This is a genomic window from Variovorax sp. DAIF25 (assembly GCF_050711835.1).
GTDB lineage: Bacteria > Pseudomonadota > Gammaproteobacteria > Burkholderiales > Burkholderiaceae_C > Variovorax.
Genome location: NZ_CP136636.1, coordinates 7,171,084 through 7,193,791, shown reverse-complemented (window position 1 = coordinate 7,193,791; position 22,708 = coordinate 7,171,084). Strand labels below are relative to the sequence as shown.

At 69.8% G+C, this 22,708-nt stretch carries 21 protein-coding genes; 8 read left to right on the top strand and 13 right to left on the bottom strand.

Annotated elements, in window-relative coordinates; all coding sequences use genetic code 11:
• Nucleotides 1-18: 18 nt before the first annotated feature.
• The 6 genes from denD (at nt 19) to R0232_RS33305 (ending at nt 5,772) form a co-directional block, all read left to right on the top strand.
• The gene (denD, locus tag R0232_RS33330; RefSeq protein WP_431510776.1) at nt 19-1,032 is read left to right on the top strand and encodes a D-erythronate dehydrogenase; all 1,014 of its coding nucleotides are present in this window, start codon (nt 19-21) and stop codon (nt 1,030-1,032) included.
• Between the two features lie 3 nt (nt 1,033-1,035).
• Complete coding sequence (otnK, locus tag R0232_RS33325; RefSeq protein WP_431510775.1) at nt 1,036-2,307, top strand: 3-oxo-tetronate kinase; 1,272 nt, start codon at nt 1,036-1,038, stop codon at nt 2,305-2,307.
• A gap of 276 nt (nt 2,308-2,583) precedes the next feature.
• Nucleotides 2,584-3,258 carry an aldolase gene (locus R0232_RS33320; RefSeq protein WP_431510774.1) on the top strand — a complete coding sequence of 225 codons (675 nt, stop codon included), beginning with the start codon at nt 2,584-2,586 and terminating at the stop codon, nt 3,256-3,258.
• A gap of 44 nt (nt 3,259-3,302) precedes the next feature.
• Nucleotides 3,303-4,121, top strand: coding sequence for a 2-oxo-tetronate isomerase (otnI, locus tag R0232_RS33315; protein ID WP_208509074.1), 819 nt, complete (start codon nt 3,303-3,305; stop codon nt 4,119-4,121).
• Nucleotides 4,103-5,311: an amidohydrolase family protein gene (locus R0232_RS33310; protein ID WP_431510773.1), complete on the top strand. Its 1,209-nt coding sequence runs from the start codon at nt 4,103-4,105 to the stop codon at nt 5,309-5,311. The genes otnI and R0232_RS33310 overlap by 19 nt, the downstream gene beginning before the upstream one ends.
• Nucleotides 5,308-5,772, top strand: coding sequence for a RidA family protein (locus R0232_RS33305; protein ID WP_057595876.1), 465 nt, complete (start codon nt 5,308-5,310; stop codon nt 5,770-5,772). The genes R0232_RS33310 and R0232_RS33305 overlap by 4 nt, the downstream gene beginning before the upstream one ends.
• Here the strand turns inward: R0232_RS33305 and R0232_RS33300 are convergent.
• From R0232_RS33300 to R0232_RS33240, 13 genes are all read right to left on the bottom strand, one after another.
• On the bottom strand, nt 5,765-6,430 hold the full coding sequence (locus R0232_RS33300) for a TetR family transcriptional regulator C-terminal domain-containing protein (RefSeq protein WP_296774963.1): 666 nt from the start codon (nt 6,428-6,430) through the stop codon (nt 5,765-5,767). The two genes, R0232_RS33305 and R0232_RS33300, sit on opposite strands and share 8 nt — an antisense overlap.
• An 8-nt stretch (nt 6,431-6,438) precedes the next feature.
• On the bottom strand, nt 6,439-7,410 hold the full coding sequence (locus R0232_RS33295; protein ID WP_431510772.1) for a PDR/VanB family oxidoreductase: 972 nt from the start codon (nt 7,408-7,410) through the stop codon (nt 6,439-6,441).
• 31 nt (nt 7,411-7,441) lie between these two features.
• Nucleotides 7,442-8,032 (bottom strand): NAD(P)H-dependent oxidoreductase, encoded by a 591-nt coding sequence (locus tag R0232_RS33290; protein WP_093351348.1) that lies wholly within the window; start codon nt 8,030-8,032, stop codon nt 7,442-7,444.
• 432 nt (nt 8,033-8,464) lie between these two features.
• Nucleotides 8,465-9,502 carry an ABC transporter substrate-binding protein gene (locus R0232_RS33285; RefSeq protein ID WP_057595872.1) on the bottom strand — a complete coding sequence of 346 codons (1,038 nt, stop codon included), beginning with the start codon at nt 9,500-9,502 and terminating at the stop codon, nt 8,465-8,467.
• A 59-nt stretch (nt 9,503-9,561) separates the two neighbouring features.
• Nucleotides 9,562-10,962, bottom strand: a complete 1,401-nt coding sequence (locus R0232_RS33280) for an FAD-binding oxidoreductase (protein WP_431510771.1) — start codon at nt 10,960-10,962, stop codon at nt 9,562-9,564.
• Nucleotides 10,934-11,824, bottom strand: coding sequence for an ABC transporter permease (locus R0232_RS33275; protein WP_431510770.1), 891 nt, complete (start codon nt 11,822-11,824; stop codon nt 10,934-10,936). The genes R0232_RS33280 and R0232_RS33275 overlap by 29 nt, the downstream gene beginning before the upstream one ends.
• Entirely contained in the window at nt 11,802-12,608 is an 807-nt protein-coding gene (locus R0232_RS33270) for an ABC transporter ATP-binding protein (protein WP_093351340.1), read from the bottom strand. Before R0232_RS33270 ends, R0232_RS33275 begins: the two co-directional genes overlap by 23 nt.
• Nucleotides 12,609-12,646: 38 nt before the next feature.
• Complete coding sequence (locus R0232_RS33265; RefSeq protein ID WP_203203336.1) at nt 12,647-13,468, bottom strand: creatininase family protein; 822 nt, start codon at nt 13,466-13,468, stop codon at nt 12,647-12,649.
• Between the two features lie 131 nt (nt 13,469-13,599).
• Nucleotides 13,600-14,763, bottom strand: a complete 1,164-nt coding sequence (locus R0232_RS33260; protein ID WP_431510769.1) for an MFS transporter — start codon at nt 14,761-14,763, stop codon at nt 13,600-13,602.
• A gap of 19 nt (nt 14,764-14,782) precedes the next feature.
• Entirely contained in the window at nt 14,783-16,408 is a 1,626-nt protein-coding gene (locus R0232_RS33255) for an MFS transporter (protein WP_093351332.1), read from the bottom strand.
• A 44-nt stretch (nt 16,409-16,452) separates the two neighbouring features.
• Nucleotides 16,453-17,223: an amino acid ABC transporter permease gene (locus tag R0232_RS33250; RefSeq protein WP_057595865.1), complete on the bottom strand. Its 771-nt coding sequence runs from the start codon at nt 17,221-17,223 to the stop codon at nt 16,453-16,455.
• 91 nt (nt 17,224-17,314) lie between these two features.
• The gene (locus tag R0232_RS33245) at nt 17,315-18,085 is read right to left on the bottom strand and encodes a basic amino acid ABC transporter substrate-binding protein (RefSeq protein ID WP_093351330.1); all 771 of its coding nucleotides are present in this window, start codon (nt 18,083-18,085) and stop codon (nt 17,315-17,317) included.
• Between the two features lie 111 nt (nt 18,086-18,196).
• Nucleotides 18,197-18,673, bottom strand: coding sequence for an Lrp/AsnC family transcriptional regulator (locus R0232_RS33240; protein ID WP_057594358.1), 477 nt, complete (start codon nt 18,671-18,673; stop codon nt 18,197-18,199).
• A 178-nt stretch (nt 18,674-18,851) separates the two neighbouring features.
• Between R0232_RS33240 and R0232_RS33235 the strand changes: the two genes are divergently transcribed.
• Together R0232_RS33235 and R0232_RS33230 are read left to right on the top strand one after the other, a co-directional pair.
• Entirely contained in the window at nt 18,852-19,016 is a 165-nt protein-coding gene (locus R0232_RS33235; protein ID WP_431510768.1) for a hypothetical protein, read from the top strand.
• Nucleotides 19,013-22,615 carry an indolepyruvate ferredoxin oxidoreductase family protein gene (locus tag R0232_RS33230; protein ID WP_431510767.1) on the top strand — a complete coding sequence of 1,201 codons (3,603 nt, stop codon included), beginning with the start codon at nt 19,013-19,015 and terminating at the stop codon, nt 22,613-22,615. Before R0232_RS33235 ends, R0232_RS33230 begins: the two co-directional genes overlap by 4 nt.
• Nucleotides 22,616-22,708: the final 93 nt, after the last annotated feature.

Sequence of the window (22,708 nt, the reverse complement as noted above, 5' to 3'; positions counted from 1 at the left end):
CACCGAGACAAGACGACCATGAACATCCTCATCACCGGCGGCTGCGGCTTCCTCGGCGCGCGCCTCGCGCGCACGCTGCTCGCCCACGGACCGCTGGCACTGGCCGGCGCCGCGCCGAAGCCCATCGAACGCATCGTGCTGGCCGACCGCGTGGCGCCGCCGGCCGACCTCGCGGCCGACGCGCGCGTGCAGTTCCTGCAGGGCGACCTGCTCGAGCAGGCGCACAGCGGCACGCTGCCGATCGCGGGCAGCCAGCTCGTGTTCCACTTGGCGGCCGCCGTCAGCGGCGAATGCGAGGCCGACTTCGACCTCGGCATGCGCAGCAACCTCGACACCACGCGCGCGCTGCTCGAAGCCGCGCGCCGCGCCGGCCATGCGCCGGTGTTCGTGTTCTCGAGCTCGGTCGCGGTGTTCGGCGATTCGCCCGAGCAGCGGCTGCCGGCCCTGATCGAGGACACGACGCTGCCCACGCCGCAGAACAGCTACGGCATCCAGAAGTTCGTCGGCGAGCAACTGGTGGCCGACTTCACGCGCAAGGGCTTCGTGCAGGGTCGCAACGTGCGGCTGATGACGGTATCGGTGCGCCCGGGCCGGCCCAACGGCGCGGCCTCGAGCTTCCTCAGCGGCATGCTGCGCGAACCGCTGGCCGGCGAGCGCGCGCGCTGCCCGGTCGCGCCCGACACGCCGGTGGCGCTGGCCTCGCCCGGCAACACCATCGCGGGCATCGTGCGCGCGGCCACGGCCAGCGGCGCCGAGTGGGGTGCACGCACCGCGGTCAACCTGCCCGCGCTGACCACCACCGTGCGCGAGATGGCGCAGGCGCTCGAGCGCATCGCGGGCACCGAGGCAACGAGCCTGATCGACTGGGAACCCGACGCGGCGATCGCGAAGATCGTCACGAGCTGGCCCAGCCGCGTGCATGCGGCGCGTGCCGAGGCGCTGGGCCTGAAGGCCGATGCCAGCTTCGACGCGATCCTGCGCGACTACGTGCGCGAGAACCCGCAGGCGGTCAAGCTCGCGGCGAAGGGCTGAGCGATGGCGAAGCTGCTGCTCGGCTGCATCGCCGACGATTTCACCGGCGCCACCGACCTCGCCAACAACCTGGTGCGCGCGGGCATGCGCGTGGTGCAGACGATCGGTGTGCCCGAGGGCCCGCTGGCCGCCGAGGTGGATGCGGTGGTGGTCGCGCTCAAGTCGCGCACCATCGCGCCGGCCGAGGCCATCGCGCAGTCGCTCGAGGCGCTGCGCTGGCTGCAGGCGCAGGGCGCGCAACAGATCTACTTCAAGTACTGCTCGACCTTCGACAGCACGCCGCAGGGCAACATCGGCCCGGTGACCGAGGCGCTGATGGAGGCGCTGGGCAGCGACTTCACGATCGCCACGCCGGCCTTTCCCGACAACAAGCGCACGGTGTTCAAGGGCTACCTGTTCGCGGGCGAGGTGCTGCTCAACGAGAGCGGCATGCAGAACCATCCGCTGACGCCGATGACCGACCCGAACCTGGTGCGGGTGCTGCAGGCGCAGTGCCGGCGCAAGGTGGGGCTGATCGACCACGCGGTGGTGGCGCGCGGCGCGGAAGCGATCGAGGCGCGCATCGCGCAGCTGAAGGCCGAGGGCGTATCGATCGCGATCGTCGACGCGGTGTCCAACGACGACCTGCTGCGCATGGGCCCGGCGCTCGCGAAGCTGCCGCTGGTCACCGCGGGCTCGGGCGTGGCCATCGGCCTGCCCGCCAACTTCGGGCTCGCACCCTCCTCGCAGGCCAGCGCGTTGCCGAAGGCCGGCGGCCGCACGGCAGTGGTGTCGGGCAGCTGCTCGCTCGCCACCAACCGGCAGGTGCTCGACTTCATCGGCCGTGGCGGCGCCGCATTGGCCATCGATCCGCTGCGCATCGCGGCCGGCATCGACGTCGCGGCCGAGACGCTGGCCTGGGCCGCGCCGCTGATCGACAAGGGCCCGGTGCTCGTCTACTCCACGGCCGAAGCCGGTGCCGTGAAGTCGGTACAAGGCCAGCTCGGCGTGGAAGAGGCCGGCGCGATGGTCGAGCGCACCATCGCCGCGATCGCGCGCGGGCTGGTCGAGCGTGGTGTGCGCCAGCTCGTGGTGGCGGGCGGCGAGACCTCCGGGGCTTGCGTGCAGGCGCTCGGCATCGCGCAATTGCAGATCGGGCCGCAGATCGATCCGGGGGTGCCTTGGTGTCATGCGCGTTCCTCGTTGGCGCCTGACACTGGGGTGCATATCGCATTGAAGTCGGGGAACTTCGGGGGGGATGATTTCTTTACCAAAGCGTTTGCGGTGCTTGGATGATTGATGGGGTGGGGGCGGGCTCACGCCGATGGGGTACTCCCCTCCGCGAATGTCCCCCGCCTTCGGCTCCTCCTTTATTTCGCTACGGGGAGTACCCCATCGACGTGAGCCTGGACGCAATCGTTGTTGAACCGCCGGCACCACCGCAGCGCCTCCCGTGCACAGGGTATCGGGTGCTTCCCGCAGCGAAATAAAGGAGGAGCCCGGAGGGCGGGGGACATTCGCGGAGGGAAGTACCCGATGCCCTGTGCACGCACCCCGAACAAGAAGCCAAAAATGACCGAAACAAAAGCAAGAGAAGAAATCTGCCGCACAGCAAAAAGCCTGTTCGACCGCGGCTACGTCCACGCCACGGCCGGCAACATCAGCGTGCGCCTGGAAGACGGTGGCTTCCTCATCACCCCCACCGATGCCTGCCTGGGCTTCCTCGACCCCGCGCGGCTCGCGAGGCTCGATGCGCAGGGCCAGCAGATCAGTGGCGACCGTGCCAGCAAGACCATCGCGCTGCACATGCGCATCTACGAAGCAGCGAGAGCTTTCGATGCCGATACCGCCTGCGTGATCCACACCCACAGCAGCCACTGCGTCGCACTCACCTTGAGCGGAACCAGCGACGAACTGCTGCCCGCCCTCACGCCCTATTTCGTGATGAAGGTCGGCCACGTGCCGCGCATCCACTACCACCGCCCGGGCGCGCCCGAAGCGGCGGCCGAGGTCGCCCAGGTCATCGCGCAGCGCGGCGCGGCCGGCGTGCCCATCCGCGCCGTGATGCTCGACCGCCTCGGCCCCAACGTGTGGCACGACACCCCCGCCGCCGCGATGGCCGTGCTCGAGGAACTCGAGGAGACCGCCAGGCTCCACCTCATGACGCGCGACCATGCCACGCCACCCGCACCGCTGTCGCCCGAACAGATCGCCGAACTGCGCGCGACCTTCGGTGCTCGCTGGTGAATCCGTTCGAGACCACAATCGCCAGAACCTACAAGAGACACGCCATGCCACGCTTCGCCGCCAACCTCTCGATGCTCTATCCCGAGCTGGATTTCCTCGATCGCTTCGATGCCGCCGCGAAGGACGGCTTCGAGGCCGTCGAGTACCTGTTCCCCTATGCCTTCTCCAAGGAAGATATCGTCGCGCGCCTCCAGCACAACGGCCTGCAGCAGGTGCTCTTCAACGGCCCGCCCGGCAATTGGGAGGGCGGCGAACGCGGCCTGGCCTGCCTGCCGGGGCGCGATGCCGAGTTCCGCGAAGGCATTGCCAAGGCCATCGACTACGCGGTCGCGCTCGACTGCCCGCGCATCCACGTCATGGCCGGGCTGGTGCCCGAGGGCCTCACGGCCGATGCCGTGCAGCAGGTGTACGTCGACAACCTGCGCTGGGCCGCCGAGGAGGCCGCGAAGGCCGGGCGCGACGTGCTGATCGAGCCGATCAACACGCGCGACATCCCGCGCTTCTTCCTCAACCGACAGGACCATGCGCATGCCATCGTCGAGGGCATTGGCGCGCCGAACCTCAAGGTGCAGATGGACCTCTACCACTGCCAGATCGTCGAGGGCGACGTCGCCATGAAGCTGCGCCAGTACCTGCCCACCGGCCGCGTCGGCCACATCCAGATCGCCGGCGTGCCCGAGCGGCACGAGCCCGACATCGGCGAGCAGAACTATCCCTACCTGTTCCAGGTGATCGACGAGGTGTCGGCGCAGACCGGCTGGCAGGGCTGGGTCGGCTGCGAATACCGGCCGCGGCGCGGCAGCGAGCCCGGCGGCACTTCGGCCGGGCTGGGCTGGCTGCGCGCGTGGCGAGAGGCGCAGTGAAGCTCGAGGCACTGCGCATCCCGAAGCCGCTGCGCGGCTTCGCGTCGGAGGCCGAGCTGTTCGACCTGGTGCTGGACGGCGATCGCGTGGCCTCGGTCGCGCCGAGCGCGCGGCAGGATTCGGCGCGCGGCATCGTGCTGAGCGCCTGCGTCGACGCGCATGCGCACATCGACAAGAACTACACCGTGCAGGAAGTGGGCGCGGCGCAGGGCAACCTGTTCGCGGCCATCGAGCGCATGAACGGCCACCGCGCCGGCTGGACCGCCGAATCGCTGCGCCCGCGCATGGAACGCGCGCTCGAGGACGCCTGGCGCAGCGGCACGCGCGCGCTGCGCACCCACCTCGACTGGGTGCAGCCCGAGGCGCCGGTCTCGCTCGCGGTGTTCGAATCGCTGCGCGAAGCCTGGCGCGGCCGCGTCGAGCTGCAGTTCGTCTCGCTCACCCCGCTCGACCTGTTCGCCGATGCCGAGGCCGGCGAGCGCATCGCGCGCGAGGTGGCGCGCGCGGGCGGCGCGCTGGGTGCCTTCGTCTACCGCAACGAGGCCCTGCTGCCCAAGCTCGACCGCGTGTTCGAGCTCGCGCACAAGCACGGGCTGTCGCTCGACTTCCATGTCGACGAGGGCCTCGATGCCGACGCCAGCGGCCTGCGCGCCATCGCGCAGCTGGTGCGTGCGCGCGGCTTCGCGGGCCGCGTGGTCTGCGGCCATGCCTGCTCGCTCTCGGTGCAGGACGATGCCGTGGCGCACGAAACCCTGGCGCTGTGCGCGGGCGCGGGCCTGCACCTGGTCGCGCTGCCCACCACCAACCTCTACCTGCAGGGCGCCTGGGACCGCACGCCGGTGCCGCGTGGCATCACGCGCATCCGCGAGGCGGCGGCACGCGGCTTGCGTGCGAGCCTGGCGACGGACAACGTGCAGGACGCCTTCTATCCCTACGGCAGCTACGACCTCGTCGAGACCTTCGGCCTCGGCGTGCAGGTGGCGCACCTCGCGCCGGCGCTCGACTGGATCGACAGCATCACGCTCGCGCCGGCGCAGGCGCTCGGGCTGGCCTGGGACGGTCGCATCGCCGCGGGTTGTCCGGCCGACCTGGTGGTGCTGGCCGCCACCGACGAACACGAACTCATCGACCCGCGCGGCCGCCGCCGCAGCGTCATCCGCGCGGGCCGGATCCTGGAGCACACCGCATGAGCATGGGCAAGCCGATGGCCAACTATGCCGCCGCCAAGCGCGTCGGCGATTTCGTCTACATGAGCGGCGTGGTCGCCGTCGACCCGGCCACGCGCCGCGCGGTCGCCGGCTACGACGCCATTCCCGAGGCCGGGCGCAGCGCGCTGCAGGGCCTGGGCTACGCCACCGGCCAGATGTCGGTCGACGTGTTCGAGGCGCCGATCGTGGCGCAGAGCTGGTTCGTGCTCGAGCGCATCCGCCAGATCGCGGCCGAGCACGGCGGCACCATGGAGGACGTGGTGAAGCTGGTGCAGTACTTCCGCCACCTGCCGCACTACGCCTTCTACAACCGCGTGCGCGGTTTGTTCTATCCGGGCGAGCCGCCGGTCAGCACGGTGGTGGAGGTGTCGCGCTTCCTGCCGGGCGACGAGGTGCTGGTGGAGGTCGAGGCCACCATGTACCTGCCGGTGCGCGCTACCTGACGCCCGCGCCCTTGAACAGGAACGCCGTCACCTGCTCGACCAGGTAGTCGCGGTCCTGCGCGTCGCCGTGCTGCGCGGTGTTGCGGAAGTACGCGGCCTGCGTCGCGTGGTCGGCATAGAACTGCGTCACGGCCCAGATGTGGAACAGCACCAGCATCGGGTCGGCCTCGTCCATCAGGCCCTGGTCCATCCAGTTGCGGATCACGGCGGCCGCCTGGTCGGTGCGCTGCTTGCTCGTGTCCATCAGGCTGTTGAGCACCGGCGCGCCGCGCAGCATCTCGGCCGTGAAGATGCGCGAGCGCAGCGGGTGCTCGAACGAGAACGCCATCTTGCGGCGGATCAGGTCGCCGAGCACCTTGCGCGGGCCCAGGGCCTCGTCGTCGAAGCCGAAGACCACGATCCAGTCGGTGAGGATGTCCTGCAGGATCTGCCGGTACAGCGCCTCCTTGCTGTCGATGTAGTAGTGCAGCTGCGCCTTCGAGAGCCCGGCCTTGTCGGCGATCGCCTGCGTCGAGGCGCCGGCCAGGCCCTCGCTCGCGAACACCTCGATCGCGGCCTGGTTGATCACGCCGAGCACCTGCGCGTACTTGCGCGAGCGCCCGCGCGTGGCGGGGCCCTCGGCGTCCTCGGCGGTGTCGACGGCGGTGGTCCTGGCCATGCGCGGTCTCAGAGCTGCACCACCAGCTCGGCCCCCTTGGCGCGCGAGCAGCACAGCGCCACCTTGTGGCGCCGCTCGCTGCCCGTGAGGCAGAAGTCGCGGTGCTCGGCACCCTCGCCTTCGGCACCGACCACGCAGGTGCCGCACAGCCCCTGCTCGCAGGACACCGGAATGTCGATGCCGACCTCGTGCAATGCGTCGACCGCGGTCTGGTCGGCCGCCACCGGCACCGCGATGCCGCGCTGCGCGAGCCGCAACACGAAGGGCTGGCCCGCGGTGGCGGCGGCATCGGTGGGCGCGGCGAAGTACTCGGCGTGGATCGCGTCCTCGGGCCACTGCGCGGCGGCGGCCGCGTCGCGCACCGCCTGCATGAAGCCGCCGGGGCCGCAGACGTAGAGATGCGCGGCGCCGGCATGCGCTGCCAGCAGCGCGCGCAGGTCGATGCGCTGCGAGGCGTCGCCCTGGTCGAGGTGCAGCCGCACGTGCGGCGCCAGCGCCGGATCGCGCAGCGCCTCGGCGAAGGCCAGGTGCTCCTCGGCGCGCGCGAACACGCACAGCGTGAAGCCCTCGCCGCGCGCGGCCAGCGCCTGCGCCATCGCCAGCAGCGGCGTCATGCCGATGCCGCCGGCCAGCAGCAGGTGATGGCGCGCCTGCGCCTGCAGCGGGAAGGTGTTGCGCGGCGTGCTGATCGGCAGCAGGTCGCCTTCGCGCACGCGCTCGTGCATCGAGGCCGAGCCGCCGCGGCTCGCGGCCTCGCGCTTCACGCCGATCAGGTAGGACGAGACGGCGCCCGCCGAGGGCGCGCGCGCCAGCGAGTACTGGCGCGAGAAGCCGCCGGGCATGTGCACGTCGATGTGCGCGCCGGCCTCGTAGCCGGGCAGCGCGCGGCCCCAGGGATGGGCCAGTTCGAAGGCCAGGATTTCGGGCGTCTGGCGCGCGATGCGCGTCACGCGGACGGTGAGCGTGCGTTCGAGGCTCATGGTGTTTTCTCCCGGATCGTTGGGGTCGTGGTCACAGCGTCTGCAGCTTGCGCGCCACGCGCTCGATGAAGCGCGTGCGGTCGAGCGCGGTCACGGCGTTCATGTCGTGCAGCTGCAGCCAGGTCACCTTGCAGCGCCAGGCGAACAGGGCGCGCAGCGCGCGCGTGAACAGCCGCCGCCCGGGGTCGCCGATGATCATCACGAACCAGCGCGGCGAGCCGCCCGTGGTGACCACCGTGAGGCGCTGGATGTGGCGCATGCCCGAGCGCGCGGCCTGGCCCTTGCGCTCGGCCGGCAGGAAGGCCACGCCGGGCAGCCACACCCGTTCCAGCCAGCCCTTGAGCATCGAGGGCGGTCCGTGGAACCAGGTGGGATAGACGAACACCAGGTGCTCGGCCCACAGCAGCGCTTCGACGTGGGGTTGCACGCGTTCGCGGATCAATTGGGTGTTGTCGAGGTACGCGATGCGTTCCTCGCGGGTCAGCGTCGGGTCGAAGCCCTCGGCGTACAGGTCGATGGCCCGGACCTGGTGGCGGGGTTCGAGGGCGGCGAGCGCCGTGCGGTAGAGCGCGTGGTTGAAGCTGTCAGGGTTCGGATGGCAATGAACGACGAGCGTTTTCATGAGAGGGCCGGTTCGCCGATAGGACCTGTTAACGCTATGCAAGGGGTCGCGAAGCTCGCCAGAGCCCGCCCATCAAGGCGCGCGACGACGCGTGTGCGTCCGCACACGCTAGGAGCGCAACGCCGAGGGGCGGGCTCTGGCGAGCTTCCCTCCGGGTTGCCCCGCAAAGGGGCCGTCTGCGGCGTTGCCCGCGCTTGCAAGGCGCCAGCCTTGCTGCGCGCGGGCGCCTTGCATCCAGCCCCTTTGCGGGGCAACGCGACCCCTTGCATAGCGTTAACAGGTCCTAGGCGGCAATACGGGGTCAGAGCCCAGCGAATGAAGAGCCGCACGGTGCCTTATGGCATCCCAGGCGCCGGCATCTGACCCCGGCGCAAGCACCGCGCGGCCCGCGGAGAAATCGGTGTGGTCGTGGATCGGATCCTTGGTCGCGGCTTACTTGCCCGTGAGCTTCTTGCGCACGTCCAGGCCCACGCCCTTGTTGACGAACTGGGTCGTGACCACCTTCGACAGGTCGACCTCGCCGGGCTTGTAGAGGCCGGCCTTGACCATCTTGTCGTAGAAGTCCTTCACGCGCGCCTCGTCCATCGCGCCGATGCCCTTGGTCAGCGACTCGCCGCTGTCGACGATGCCCATCTTCTTCATGAGCTCGATCGAGCCCTGCAGCGCGGCCACGGGCGAGTCGGGGTTGGTCTTGGCGATCAGCTCGTTGGCGGCCTTGTTGTCGCCGTAGAGGTAGTTGTTCCAGCCGATGATCGAGGCCTCGACGAACTTGCGCACCGTCTCGGGCTTGGTCTTCACCAGGTCGGCGCGCGTCTCGATGGTGGTCGAGTAGGTCGAGAAGCCGTTGTCGGCCAGCAGCTGCACCACCGGGTCGAAGCCGGCCTGGGCCTTGATCGACAGCGGCTCGGAGATCGCGTAGCCCTGCTGGATCGACTTCTTGTCGGCCAGGAACGGGCCCACGTTGAAGGTGTAGGGCTTGAGCTGCGAATCCTTGAAGCCGTGCTCCGACTTCATCCACTGCCAGAAGCTGAACTGGCCGTCCTTGCCGATGAAGGCCACGGGCGCCTTGGTCATGTCCTTGAAGGTGTCGAAGCCCTGGCCCGGATGCGCGAACATGGCCTGCGGGTCCTTCTGGAAGAAGGCCGCGACCACCACCGTGGGCACGCCGTTCTTCACGTTGTCGAAGGACTGCAGCAGGTTGCCGGTCATCAGGAAATCGATCTTGCCGGCCGGCAGCATCGGCCGGTTGTTGACCATCGGGCCGCCCTGCTGGATCTCGACGTCGAGGCCGTACTTCTTGTAGGTGCCGTCCACCAGCGCCTGGTAGAAGCCGCCATGGCCGGCCTGCGCCTTCCAGTTGGTGGCGAACACGACCTTCTCCTGCGCCTGCGCGGCGAAGGCGGCGGCGGTCAGCGCCAGGCCGAGGGCCAGGCTGCCGAGCGGGCGGATGCGGAAAGCGGGGATGCGCATGGGGACGTGCTCCTGTGGAGGTTTCTTGGAAAAGGACGGGACGCGAAGCCTAAATCTTTTCAGCCCTCGGTGGCCATGTCGGGCGTCCAGCCGCGCGTCTTGCCGGGGTTCATCAGCCCCATCGGGTCGCTGCGCTTCTTGAACTCGATCTGCTGCGTGTCGATGGTCTTCATGCCGCCGTCCTCGATGGTCACCACGTGCGGGTTGAAGATCTTGCAGCCGCCCTGCGACTCGATCTCGCGGATCAGCTCGTACTGGCGCGCCTCGCCGGTCCAGCGCACCAGCAGGATGCCGAAGGTGCCGGCCTCGCCGCCCGCGCGCGCGAAGTCCTGGTGCTGCAGCACCTCGTCGCCGAAGATCTCGAGGTGGCGCTCGACCACCGCGGGATCGAAGGGCTGCGCATAGGCCACCTGCAGGTAGGTCCAGCCGCGGTCCATCTTGAGCGCCTGCAGCGTCGTGTGGTTGAACGCGCATTCGTAGGCCGGCGGCAGGCCGGCCGCGAGCAGCTCGGCCTCGGTGCCGGCCAGCGCGATGTGGCCGCCGTGCGCGGCGGCGAGCGCGCGGAAGTCTTCCATCGACGCGGGCGCCACCATCGTGAAGACCGCATGCCGGTCGGCGGGAAAGTGCTCGCCCATCGCCGTGTAGTAGGGCGAGAAGCGCGCCTCCACGGTCGACAGCAGGAACAGGTCGAGATCGGGCGTGCTGGCCGCGATGCCGAAGTCCAGCGCCGCGCGGTAGCGCTCGAACAGCACCGTGCAGTGCACCCAGTCGACGGCCGGGCTCAGCGCCACCTCCACGTCGAGGATCACGCCGTTGGTGCCGTAGGCATGGTGCACCTGCTGGATCTCGTCGCCCGCCAGCTCGATCACGCGCGGCTCGCGCTCCACCGTCATCACGCGCGCGCGCAGCAGGTTGCCGGGGTCGCGCAGGATGCCGTGGCGGAACGAGCCGATGCCGCCGAAGCCGCCCGCGATGAAGCCGCCGATGCTGGCCACGTGCCAGGTCGAGGGCCACATGCGCAGCGCCTGGCCGGTCTCGCGCGCGGCCAGGTCGATGTCGTGCATGCGCGCGCCGGCCTCCACCCGCATGCGGCCGTCGCCGATGTCGAGCACGCGGCACAGCTGCGTCACGTCCATCACCAGGCCGCCCTCGAGCGGCACGCACTGGCCGTAGTTGCCGGTGCCGCCCGCGCGCACCGTGAGCGGCAGCTTCCACTTGGCGGCGGTGGCGCAGACTTGGCGCACGTCGTCCTCGGTGCCGACCTTCACGACCAGCTCGGCCACGCAGCCCGAGAGCTGCGCCGTGAGGATCGGGCTGTACCAGAAGAAGTCCTTCGACAGCTGCTTGCGCTGGCCCGGCGCGGTGACCAGGTTCAGGCCCGCGAGGTCGCAGTGCACCGCGTCCCAGTCGACGGCCGGGGCGAGCGAGGTCCTAGCGTTCACGGCGCATTTCGCTTTCATGCCAGTGGCCCAGCACCAGGCGCGAGAGCGCGGCGAAGACGATGAAGATCACGATCCCGAGCAGCGACACCAGCAGCAGCGCCGCGAACATCATCGGGATCTCGGTGCGGAAGCTCGACTCGAGGATGCGCGAGGCCAGCCCGGTTTCCTTGCCGGCCGTGCCCGCGGTGAACTCGGCCACCACCGCGCCGATCAGGCTCAGGCCGCCCGCGATCTTCAGGCCCGCCATGAAGTAGGGCAGCGCGCTGGGCGCGAGCAGGTAGCGGAAGGTCTGCCAGGGCGAGGCCTTGTAGAGCTGGAACAGGTCGCGCAGGTTGCTGTCGGCGCTCTTGAGGCCCACCACCGTGTTCGACAGGATCGGGAAAAAGGCCACGATCCAGGCGCACAGCAGCAGTGCCGCGGTGGTGCTCGAGACGTAGATCAGGATCAGCGGCGCGATCGCGATGATCGGCGTGACCTGCAGGATCACGGCGATCGGGAACAGCCCGATCTCCACCCACTTGAACAGCGCGAAGGCGATCGCCAGCAGCACGCCGCCGACGATGGCCGCGGCCAGCGCGAGCAGCGTGAGCCGCACGGTGAACCACAGCGCGCTCGACAGCGTGTCCCAGTTGTCGAACAGCGTCTTCAGGATCAGCGAGGGCGCGGGCAGGATGTAGTGCGGGATGTTGTTGGCGCGCACGGTCCATTCCCACAGCAGCAGCAGCGCGCCGACCACCACCGCGGGCACCACGATGCGCAGCAGCGATTCGCGCCGGCGCTGCCGGTCCTCGTGGGCGCGCTGGGCGTCGGCCGAGGGCGTGGCGAGATCGTCCTCGTGCACGGCGGGGACCGCGGTCTCAGTGATCGATGTCGACGCCATGCAGGGCTCCATGCAGGGATTGGGACACCGCGGTGCAGTGCGCGTTGTAGCGGCTCGAGGTGCGGAAGGCCTCGCCGCGCGGATAGGGCTCGTCGATGCGGATCTCGTCGATCACGCGGCCCGGGCGCGCGGCCATCACCACGATGCGGTTCGAGAGGTAGACCGACTCGTAGACGCTGTGCGTGACGAACACCACCGAGAAGCGGTGCTCGCGCCAGATCGCGAGCAGGTCGTTGTTGAGCTTGATGCGCGTCATCTCGTCGAGCGCGGCGAAGGGCTCGTCCATCAGCAGCAGGCGCGGGTGCGTGACCAGTGCGCGCGCGATCGACACCCGCATCTTCATGCCGCCCGAGAGCTCGCGTGGATAGACGTCGGCGAAGCGCGAGAGCCCGACCATCTCGAGCACCTGCTGCACCACGGGCGCGGCGGCGTCGCGCTTCATGCCCGCGAGCTTGAGCGGCAGCCAGACGTTGTCGAACACCTTGGCCCAGGGCATCAGCGTGGGTTCCTGGAACACGAAACCCAGGTCGCGGTCGGTGCGCGCCGCGGCGCCGCCGGTCCAGGCCATCTCGCCGCTGCTAGCGCGCGTGAGGCCCGCGATCAGCCGCAGCGCCGTGCTCTTGCCGCAGCCCGAGGGGCCGAGGAAGCTGATGAAGTCGTGCGCGCCGATGTCGAGCGACATGCCCTGCAGCGCGAGCGTTCCGTTGGCGAAGCGCTTGCCGACGTTGCGCAGCCGGACCAGCGGCGCTTCGGCATCGGGGGTGGATGGCGTGGTGCTTTCCATGGGGTGTTCCGGAGGGCGTGGCGGAGAGGGGCGCCAGCCTAGCGCCAGGCGGGCTCGTTGGCGAGGCGCGACAGCGGGAAGCGGTCGATCTCGTGCAGCAGGTCGACGAAGCGCCGGCCCACGTGGTCGAGCACCGCGGCGCCCTTCTCGGCGGTGGCGCGGGTGGCGTCGCCGGCCGCGCCCATCGGGTTGATGTCGTGCATCTGCCAGCCGAGCTTGCCGCTGGGCGTGATCGAGAGGTACTTGTTCTCGGCCGCGAGGTCCTCGGTCATCGAGTGGAAGTTGCGGAACTGGTCGGCGCGCACGTAGTCGGGCGTGAGGTGCAGCATCACCGAGCTCTCGAGGTCGCCGGCGTGGATGCCGTGCTTGCCCTCGTGCGCGGTGAACAGGCCCTCGGGCAGGCCCAGCGTGTACCAGTTGGCGGCCACCACCATCATCCCGTGCGCTTCGCGCAGGTCGCGCGCCACGATGTCCATCACGCTCATCTGGCCGCCGTGGCTGTTGTAGAGCACCAGCTTGCGCACGCCGGCGCGCGCCACGCAGGCGCCGATGTCGGTCCACATCGCGATCAGCGTGCTGGCCGAGACCGTGAGCGTGCCCGGGTAGCGCGAGTGCTCGTTGCTCTTGCCGTAGGGCACCGTGGGCAGGAACAGCACGGGCAGGTCGTCGGGCAGGTGGGGGAGCGTGGCGCGCACCATGCCGTCGATGGTGGCGGTGTCGGTCGACATCGGCAGGTGCGGACCGTGCTGCTCGGTGGCGCCCACCGGCAGCACGGCGATCAGCCGTTCGCGGTCGAGGCGGGAGAACTCTTCGCTGGTCAGGTCCGACCAGAAGCGGCTGCGCAGGGTGACCGGGTTCATCGGGGTGGTCCTCGTTCGTGGCGACGGCGCGGATGATGACCTAAATTATCCGAATGGTCAAAAAAAGTCGCGTCAGGGTTTTCCTCGGGCTGCCGCCCCGCGCTCGGGTCGTCGCGCTCAGGTCGTCGCGCTCAGGTCGTCGCCACCCCGGCCTTGCGCCACGGCCACGGCAGCAGCAGGCAGGCGCCGACCAGCGTCACGCCGCCGGCCAGCGCGCAGAACACCTCCACGGGGAAGCGCGGCACCACGCTGCCGAGCAGGAACGAGACCGAGAAGATGCCGAGGTTGAGCAGGCTCGCGTGGTACGAGTTGATGGTGCCGCGGTAGCGCTGCGACAGCGCACTGAGCCGCGCATGGTGCAGCGGTCCCGCGCAGCCGTAGCCGAAGGCCCAGGGCAGGCCGAGCAGCACCAGCTGCGTGGTCGAGCCCACCGGCAGTGCCAGACCCAGCAGGCCCGCCGCCGCGGCCAGCGCCGCCAGCGGCAGCGCGGCTTCGCCGAGCGCGCGCTGCAGCCGGCCGCTGGCCAGGTTGCCGGCGATCACGGCCAGGCCGAACAGGCCGGCGATCAGGCCGGTGTCGGTCGACGACAGCACCAGCTTGCGCGCCGCCACCTCGGCCACCACGGCGCCGAAGCCCGCCACCCAGCCGAGCCAGAGGTAGCTGACCGCGAGCCGCCGCCGCACGCCGGGCGTGCGCAGCGCCTGCGCGTGCGTGGCGAGGAAGCCCGCGTGCGACGCGGCCGCGGGCACGCGCTGCACGAAGGTGCGCGTCACCGCGAGAAAGGCCAGCGCGGCCATCGCCGCGAGCGTGTAGTAGGCCGAGCGCCAGCCCGCGGTGTCGCTCAGCCAGCCGGCGACCACCGGCGTGAGCACGAAGGCCAGCATCAGGCCGACGAAGACATGGCTGAGCCGGCGGCCGATCTGCTCGGGCGGCGATTCGTCGGCCACCAGCGACAGCGCATTGGGCTGGATCAGACCCGCGCACAGCCCGGCCAGCGCCGACAGCACGATCGCCACCGTCAGGCTCGGCGCGCTCGGCAGTGCCGCGCTCAGCAGCGCGAAGCCCAGCAGCCCGGCCTGCAGCGGCCGCCGGCGGCCCCAGCGGTCCGACAGCGGCCCCGCGATCAGCGCGAAGGCGCCGTAGGCGAGCCCGTAGGCGGCCGGCAGGTAGGCGATGGCGCTCGAGCGCACGCCGAGGTCGGCGCTCATCGCGCCCATCATCGGGCCGGCCACCACCTCGGCCGAGCCGATGAGGAACAGGCAGCAGAACAGCGTGGCGACCTGGGTCGTCTTCATGGCTTGGGAGCTCCGTGGATCAGCGGCGCACGACGTAGCGCGTGACCACCGGCGGCGATTCGCCCAGGTGGAAGGCCAGCCGGCGCTCGCGCAGCGCCATGTCGGCGGCGGTCGCGCGGTTGAAGCGGCGCAGGTGCTCGGTCCAGCTCTCGTCGACGATCTGCTCGACGTAGCGGCCCGGCTCGCCGATGTCGTGCAGCAGCTCCCAGCCGATCGCGCCCTGGCTCAGCCGCGCGCGGCGCGTCTGCTGCATCACCAGGTGGAAGGCCGCGGCGCGCGCCGGGTCGATGATGAATTCGACGTTGATCACCACGCGGCCGTTCTCCTGCGGCGCCTCGGTCGGCGGCCCCGAGGCCCAGCCGGCCTTGGCGGGCGTGGTGTCGTCCTCGCCAGAGACGTCGGTGACCCAGCGCAGCGCGGCCAGCATCAGCAGCGTGCCGGTGACCGAGGCCACGACCAGGCTCACCTGCAGGTCGGTGACCGTGGCGACCTGGCCCCACAGCGCGGCACCGATCGCGCTCGCGCCCATGATCGCCATCTGGTAGGTCGACATGCCGCGCGCGCGCACCCAGTCGGGCAGCGCGAGCTGGGCCGACACCGAGAGCGAATTGGCCACCGTGATCCAGGCCATGCCGCCGAAGAACATCGCCGGCACCGCGACCCAGGCGTTGGGCGCGAAGGCCATCACCGCCGTGGCGGCCGACTGCAGCGCGGTGCCGCGCAGCACCAGCTGGTCGCGCCCCAGCGCCTGGCGCAGCCGCGGCAGGAACAGCACCGCCACGATCGCGCCCGAGCCCATGGCCGCCAGCAGCAGGGTGAAGGTGCCCGCGCCGCCGCCCTGGAGGTTGCGTGCCAGCAGCGGCAGCAGCGCCAGCAGCGCCGTCGAATGGAAGAAGAAGATCGTGATGCGGCTGAGCACCGCGCGCATGCGCTGCGACTGCCAGACGAACTGCACGCCCACGCGCATCGCGCTGATCAGCCGCTCGCGGCCCAGCGGATTGGGCGTGTGCTCGCGGCGCCAGCGCAGCACCACGAAGCCCGAGGCCACCGACAGCACCGCGTTGAGCGCGAACACCCAGACGCTGCCCGCGCTCGCGATCAGCATGCCGGCCGTGAGCGGGCCGATGATGCGCGAGGCGTTCATCGCGATGCCGTTGAGCCCGAGCGCGGCGGGCAGCTGCGGGCGCGGCACCAGCTCGGGCACGATGGCCGAGAACACCGGCCAGCGCAGCGCCAGCCCGATGCCGTTGGCGAAGGTCAGCGCCAGCAGCAGCGGCGCGGTCATCATGTCGAGCGCGATCGCGGCGCACAGCACGATCGCCGTGCCCGCGAGCCAGAACTGCGTGGCCATCAGCCAGCGCCGGCGGTCGAGGATGTCGGCCAGCGCGCCGCTGGGCAGGCCGAGCAGGAACACCGGCAGCGTGGAGGCCGACTGCACCAGCGCGACCCAGATCGGCGAGGTGGTCAGCGAGGTCATCATCCACGCCGCCGCCACGTCGTTCATCCACATGCAGATGTTGGCGATCAGCCAGGTGCTCCACAGCATGCGGAACACCGGCAGCTTCAGCGGCTCGAGCGCGGCGAGCTTGGGCGGCTTCGGCCGCGCGGGCGGGATGGGCGTCTCTTCGGGCGATATCGGGGGCATGTGGGGCTATTGTCGCCGCGAGGCCCCGGCCGGTCAGTTCGTGGTCAGCCGCGGTCGCTGCGCGCGAGCCGGTGCTCGAGCCGGCGCAGCAGCGTGGTCAGCACCAGCGTCATCACCCAGTAGATCACCGAGATCGCGAGGTAGGGCTCCCAGTAGCGCGCATAGGCGCCGGCCACCGTGCGCGCCGCGTAGGCCAGCTCGGCCAGGCCGATGGCCGAGACCAGGGAGGTGTCCTTCAGCAGCGCGATCGCGTTGTTGCCCAGCGGCGGCAGCATGCGGCGGAAGGCCTGCGGCAGCACCACGTAGCGCATCACCTGCGCCGGGTTGAAGCCCAGCGAGCGGCCGGCGTCGAACTGGCCGCGCGAGATCGACTGGATGCCCGCGCGGAACACCTCGGAGATGTAGGCCGCGGAATTGAGCGTGAGCGCCACCACCCCCGAGATCAGCGCGCCGTGCTCCTGCTTGAGCGTGCGCGCGAGCTCGCCGTCGATCAGCAGGCCGGACGTGGGGTGGATGAACACCGGCATCACCGCGAAGTGGATCAGCAGGATCTGCACGAACAGCGGCGTGCCGCGGAAGAAGCTCACGTACACCGTGGCCGGCCAGCGCAGGAAGAAGCGCGCCACCCAGGTCCAGGGCGCATGCCGCGGCTGCGCGAGCCGCGCCAGCGCCAGGCACAGGCCCCAGCTCGCGCCCAGCAGCACGCAGACCACCGTCATGCGCAAGGTCATCCAGGCGCCCTGCCAGAACAGGTCCTTGTATTCGACCAGGATGTCCCAGCGGAACCATCCGAACAGCAACACCGGTTGTTCCATGGCGGCTTCCTTCAATGCAGAGAAACGAACGAAAAGAAAAACGAAACGGCCGCGAAGCGCGGCCGTGGGAGCAAAACGGGGGCCGTGCGGCTCAGCGCACGTTCGGGTCCTTGTTGAACCACTTCTTGTAGATCGTCACGTAGCTGCCATCGGCGCGGATCGCCGCCAGGCCGGCCGAGAGCTTGTCGAGCAGCGCCTTGTCGCCCTTCTTCACCACGATGCCGAAGCCTTCCTCGGGGAAGGACTTGTCGTCGACGGTCTTCAGATCGGGGTTCTGCGACACGCGGTAGGCGATCACGCCGTTGTCGCCCATCGCCGCGTCGACGCCACCGCCGGCCAGCTCGGAGATGATCAGCGGCGTGCTCTCGAAGCGGCGGATGTTCGGGCTGGTCTTGCCGAACTCGCGCGACGCGATGTCGTCGGCCGTCGAGGCGCTCACCACCGCGATCTTCTTGCCCGTGAGGTCCTTGAGCGAGGCGACCGTGCTGTTCTTCGGCAGCGCGATCAGCTGGCGCGCCGCGAAGTAGGGCGGCGTGAAGTCGTAGCTCTGCTTGCGCTTCTCGTTGATCGTCACGCCCGAGATCACCAGGTCGACGTCGCCGTTGTTGAGCGCGCCGAAGATGCCGGTGAACGGCGTGTTCACGATCTTGATCTTCAGGCCCTGCTGCTTCGCGATGGCGTTGATGATGTCGATGTCGAAGCCGACGATCTGCTTGTCCTTGTTCTCGAACGCGAACGGCGCATAGGTGGCGCTGGAGGCCACGGTCAGTTCGCGGTTCTGCGCCTGGGCGGGTGCCAGGGCGCCGAAAGCCAGCACGGCGGCGGCAAAGCCAAGCGCCAGGGCGCGGCGGGTGGGGGTCATGCGGAGTCCTCGGGTGCGCCGGGTGGCGGTTGGGGTGGGCGAGGATTTTAGGCTGGCGGGCGGCGGGTTCCGTCGCCCATCGGCGCCGGTCCCGTCGGGCACTCGCGGCCGCTACTTCGCCAGGTGCCCCAGCGGCAGCGCGCTGCTCGCCTTGACCTCGCCGAGCGAGAAGCTGGTGTGCAGGTCCTTCACGTTCGGCAGGTTCATCAGGTGCTGCCGCGCGAAGGCGGAGAAACCGTCGAGGTCGCGCGCCACCACCTGCAGCTCGAAGGTGCCGGTGCCGCTGATGTAGTGGCAGGCCACGACCTCGGGCATCTTGCGGATGGCGTCCTCGAGCTTGCGGGTCGCTTCGTTGGTGACGCGCTCGGTGTCGACGCGCACGAAAGCGAGCACGCCCAGCCCGATCTTGTGCCGGTCGATCTCGGCGCGGTAGCCCTTGATGAAGCCGGCCTCCTCCAGCGCGCGCACGCGGCGCCAGCAGGGCGCGGCCGACAGGCCCACGCGCTGCGCAAGCTCGGCGTTGGTGAGGCGGCCGTCGGTCTGCAGTTCTTGCAGGATGGCAAGGTCGAACTTGTCAATACTTTCCATAAGCCTCGATATTAAGCAATCTTCTTTCTGGAAGTGGCTTTTTGGGGGCATGGAAAGCAAACACCTGTCGCGGACCCCGGCATACACTTTGCGTGATCATGGGCTCGCGCCCGACCGGGCACAGACCCGCACCTATCAGCCAGGCCCACAAGGCCCTGCCACCACGGAGACGACAGACATGAATGCCCCGCTGCCCGAGCACATCCGCCGCGCGCTAGAGACCGTCACGCTCGACGACAACCCGCAACGCGGGTTGCGCCGAAGGCACAAGTACGGCGCGGACGGCGTAGGCGGACGCACTGGATTTGGCGGCGAGCATGTTTGCGAAGGGAGTACCGTATGAACGCCCCGCTGCCCGAGCACATCCGCCGCGCGCTAGAAACCGTCACGCTCGACGACAAATACAGCCTCGACTACGGGCGCGCATTCATGAGCGGGGTCCAGGCCCTGGTCAAGCTGCCGATGCTGCAGCGCCTGCGCGACAAGCAGGTCGGCAAGGACACCGCCGGCTTCATCAGCGGCTACCGCGGCTCGCCGCTCGGCGGCTACGACCAGGCGCTGTGGAAGGCCAGCAAGTTCCTCAAGGAACAGAACATCGTCTTCCAGCCCGGCGTGAACGAGGAACTCGCGGCCACCGCGCTGTGGGGCACCCAGCAGCTGGGCTTCTCGCCACAGGGCACCAACAAGTTCGACGGCGTCTTCGGCATCTGGTACGGCAAGGGCCCGGGCGTGGACCGCTGCTCCGACGTCTTCAAGCACGCCAACATGGCGGGCACCACCGCCTGGGGCGGCGTGATCGCGGTGGCCGGCGACGACCACATCTCCAAGAGCTCGACCGCGGCGCACCAGAGCGATCACATCTTCAAGGCCTGCGGCACGCCGGTGTTCTTCCCGGCCAACGTGCAGGAAATCCTCGACCTCGGCATCCACGCCTTCGCGCTGAGCCGCTTCTCGGGCGTGTGGTCGGGCATGAAGACGATCCAGGAGATCGTCGAGTCGAGCGCCACGGCCATGATCGACCCCGAGCGCGTCGACATCGTGATCCCGACCGACTTCGAGATGCCGCCCGGTGGCCTGCACATCCGCTGGCCCGACCATGCGCTGGAGCAGGAAGCCCGGCTCATGCACTACAAGTGGTATGCCGCGCTGGCCTACATCCGCGCCAACCGTCTCAACCACAACGTGATCGAGGGCCCGAACGACCGCTTCGGCATCATGGCCAGCGGCAAGGCCTACAACGACACCCGCCAGGCCCTGATCGACCTGGGCCTGGACGACGCGGCCTGCCGCCAGCTCGGCATCCGGCTGCACAAGGTGGGCGTGGTGTGGCCGCTCGAGGCGCAGCTCACGCGCGAGTTCGCGACCGGCCTGCAGGAGATCCTGGTGGTCGAGGAGAAGCGCCAGGTCATCGAATACCAGCTCAAGGAAGAGCTCTACAACTGGCGCTCCGACGTGCGGCCCAACGTGGTCGGCAAGTTCGACGAGGGCGAGGTGCACGCGGCCGAGGGCTACTCGGGCGGCGAATGGTCGATGCCCAACCCGACCGCCCACACGCTGCTGCGCGCCAATGCCGACCTGAACCCGGCGCTGATCGCCAAGGCCATCGCCGGGCGCCTCAAGAAGACGGGCCTGCTGCCCGCCGGCTCCGACATGGCGGCGCGCATCGACGCGCAGCTCGCGATCCTCGAGGCCAAGGAGCGCTCGATGCAGGTGATCCAGGCCGAGGGCGTGAAGGACGCGCGCCAGCCCTGGTTCTGCTCGGGCTGCCCGCACAACACCAGCACCGTGGTGCCCGAGGGCTCGCGCGCCATGGGCGGCATCGGCTGCCACTTCATGGCGACCTGGATGGACCGCTCCACCATCGGCTTCACGCAGATGGGCGGCGAGGGCGTGCCATGGGTGGGCCAGCAGCCGTTCACGACCGACCAGCACATCTTCGCCAACCTCGGCGACGGCACCTACTTCCACAGCGGCCTGCTGGCGATCCGCCAGAGCATCGCGGCCGGCGTGAACATCACCTACAAGATCCTCTACAACGACGCGGTCGCGATGACCGGCGGCCAGACCGTGGGCGAGCGCCCCGAGGGCCACTCGGTGCTGCAGATCGCCGAGAGCCTGCATGCCGAGGGTGCCAAGAAGGTCGTGATCGTGACCGACGAGCCCGAGAAGTACGAGGGCGTCAGCATTCCGGGCGACCACGTGCAGGTCAAGCACCGCGACCTGCTCGACGAGATCCAGCGCGAGTTCCGCGCGATGCCGGGCACCACGGCCATCATCTACGACCAGACCTGCGCCACCGAGAAGCGCCGCCGCCGCAAGCGGGGCACGGCCGTCGATCCGGCCAAGCGCGTGGTCATCAACGAGCTGGTCTGCGAAGGCTGCGGCGACTGCGGCGTGCAGAGCAACTGCCTGAGCGTGGAGCCGCTGGAGACCGAGTTCGGCCGCAAGCGCACGATCAACCAGAGCACCTGCAACAAGGACATGAGCTGCCTCAAGGGCTTCTGCCCGAGCTTCGTCAGCGTCGAGGGCGGCCAGCTCAAGAAGAAGGCGAAGAACAAGGCGGCCACGCCGGCCGAGTTCGGCCTGCTGCCCGAGCCCGCGATCCCGTCGCTGGCCGGCGGCAAGGTCTGGGGCGTGGTGGTGGCCGGCGTCGGCGGCACCGGCGTGATCACCATCGGCCAGCTGCTGGGCATGGCCGCGCACATCGAGGCCAAGGGCATCGTGACGCAGGACGCGGCCGGCCTGGCGCAGAAGGGCGGCGCCACCTGGAGCCACGTGCTGATCGGCGACACCCAGGGCGACATCCGCACCACCCGCGTGGGCACGGCGGCGGCCGACCTGATCCTGGCCTGCGACCCGCTGGTGTCGGTGAACGGCGAGACCATGGCGCGCATGCGCGAGGGCCGCACCCACGTGGCGCTCAACACGCACAGCGCGCCCACGGCCGCCTTCGTGCGCAACGCCAACTGGCAGAACCCCGAGGACGCCTGTGCCGCCGAGATCGCGCGCGCCGTGGGAGCCGAGGGCGTGGGCGCCTTCGATGCCGACGCGGCCGCGACCGCGCTGATGGGCGACACCATCTACGTCAACCCGATGATCCTGGGCTACGCCTGGCAGAAGGGCTGGATCCCGCTGGCGCACGAGTCGCTGATGCGCGCGATCGAGCTCAATGCCGTGGCGATCGAGAACAACAAGGCCGCCTTCGAATGGGGCCGCCAGGCCGCCGTGCGGCCCGACGAGCTGCAAAAGCGCGTGCGTCCCGGCCAGGTGATCGAGTTCAAGAAGCGCGAGAGCGTCGACAGCCTGGTGGCGCGCCGCGTCGAGTTCCTGACCGGCTACCAGAACGCGGCCTATGCCGACGAGTACCGCCGCTTCGTCGCCAAGGTGCAGCAGGCCGAGAGCAGCCTGACCGGCAAGAGCGCGCTGACCGAGACGGTGGCGCGCTACCTGTTCAAGCTCATGGCCTACAAGGACGAGTACGAGGTCGCGCGGCTGCACACCGACCGCGCCTTCCTCGAGCGCATCGAGGGCATGTTCGAGGGCGACTTCAAGCTCAACTACCACCTCGCGCCGCCGCTGATCGCGAAGAAGAACGCCAAGGGCCAGCTGCTGAAGCAGAAGTTCGGCCCCTCGATGCTGACGGGCTTCAGGCTGCTGGCCAAGCTCAAGGGCCTGCGCGGCACCGCCTTCGACCTGTTCGGCCGCACCGAGGAGCGCAAGACCGAGCGCGCGCTGATCGGCGAGTACCGCGCGAGCATCGACGAGGTGATCGGCGCGCTGCGCGCCGACAACCATGCGCTGGCGCTCGAGATCGCGGCGCTGCCCGAGCAGATCCGCGGCTATGGCCACGTGAAGGAACGCAATCTCGAGGCCGCGCGCCTGCGCTGGAACGAGCTGCTGGCCAAGTGGCGCCAGCCCCGCGCCGAACGCGCGGCGGCCTGAGCGCTGGCCCGGCCGCGCCGGCGCCGGGCCTGTGGGCCTGGCGCCGAAACCGTGCTGTCACGGGCACCGCTTAGGATCGATGCTATTCAAAAC

Bases quoted from the DNA above. Each gene is read 5' to 3' on its own strand.
- denD (WP_431510776.1), top strand. From the start codon at position 19: ATGAACATCCTCATCACCGGCGGCTGCGGCTTCCTCGGCGCGCGCCTC.
- otnK (WP_431510775.1), top strand. From the start codon at position 1,036: ATGGCGAAGCTGCTGCTCGGCTGCATCGCCGACGATTTCACCGGCGCC.
- R0232_RS33320 (WP_431510774.1), top strand. From the start codon at position 2,584: ATGACCGAAACAAAAGCAAGAGAAGAAATCTGCCGCACAGCAAAAAGC.
- otnI (WP_208509074.1), top strand. From the start codon at position 3,303: ATGCCACGCTTCGCCGCCAACCTCTCGATGCTCTATCCCGAGCTGGAT.
- R0232_RS33305 (WP_057595876.1), top strand. From the start codon at position 5,308: ATGAGCATGGGCAAGCCGATGGCCAACTATGCCGCCGCCAAGCGCGTC.
- R0232_RS33300 (WP_296774963.1), bottom strand. From the start codon at position 6,430: ATGGCCAGGACCACCGCCGTCGACACCGCCGAGGACGCCGAGGGCCCC.
- R0232_RS33295 (WP_431510772.1), bottom strand. From the start codon at position 7,410: ATGAGCCTCGAACGCACGCTCACCGTCCGCGTGACGCGCATCGCGCGC.
- R0232_RS33290 (WP_093351348.1), bottom strand. From the start codon at position 8,032: ATGAAAACGCTCGTCGTTCATTGCCATCCGAACCCTGACAGCTTCAAC.
- R0232_RS33285 (WP_057595872.1), bottom strand. From the start codon at position 9,502: ATGCGCATCCCCGCTTTCCGCATCCGCCCGCTCGGCAGCCTGGCCCTC.
- R0232_RS33280 (WP_431510771.1), bottom strand. From the start codon at position 10,962: ATGAAAGCGAAATGCGCCGTGAACGCTAGGACCTCGCTCGCCCCGGCC.
- R0232_RS33275 (WP_431510770.1), bottom strand. From the start codon at position 11,824: ATGGCGTCGACATCGATCACTGAGACCGCGGTCCCCGCCGTGCACGAG.
- R0232_RS33270 (WP_093351340.1), bottom strand. From the start codon at position 12,608: ATGGAAAGCACCACGCCATCCACCCCCGATGCCGAAGCGCCGCTGGTC.
- R0232_RS33265 (WP_203203336.1), bottom strand. From the start codon at position 13,468: ATGAACCCGGTCACCCTGCGCAGCCGCTTCTGGTCGGACCTGACCAGC.
- R0232_RS33260 (WP_431510769.1), bottom strand. From the start codon at position 14,763: ATGAAGACGACCCAGGTCGCCACGCTGTTCTGCTGCCTGTTCCTCATC.
- R0232_RS33255 (WP_093351332.1), bottom strand. From the start codon at position 16,408: ATGCCCCCGATATCGCCCGAAGAGACGCCCATCCCGCCCGCGCGGCCG.
- R0232_RS33250 (WP_057595865.1), bottom strand. From the start codon at position 17,223: ATGGAACAACCGGTGTTGCTGTTCGGATGGTTCCGCTGGGACATCCTG.
- R0232_RS33245 (WP_093351330.1), bottom strand. From the start codon at position 18,085: ATGACCCCCACCCGCCGCGCCCTGGCGCTTGGCTTTGCCGCCGCCGTG.
- R0232_RS33240 (WP_057594358.1), bottom strand. From the start codon at position 18,673: ATGGAAAGTATTGACAAGTTCGACCTTGCCATCCTGCAAGAACTGCAG.
- R0232_RS33235 (WP_431510768.1), top strand. From the start codon at position 18,852: ATGAATGCCCCGCTGCCCGAGCACATCCGCCGCGCGCTAGAGACCGTC.
- R0232_RS33230 (WP_431510767.1), top strand. From the start codon at position 19,013: ATGAACGCCCCGCTGCCCGAGCACATCCGCCGCGCGCTAGAAACCGTC.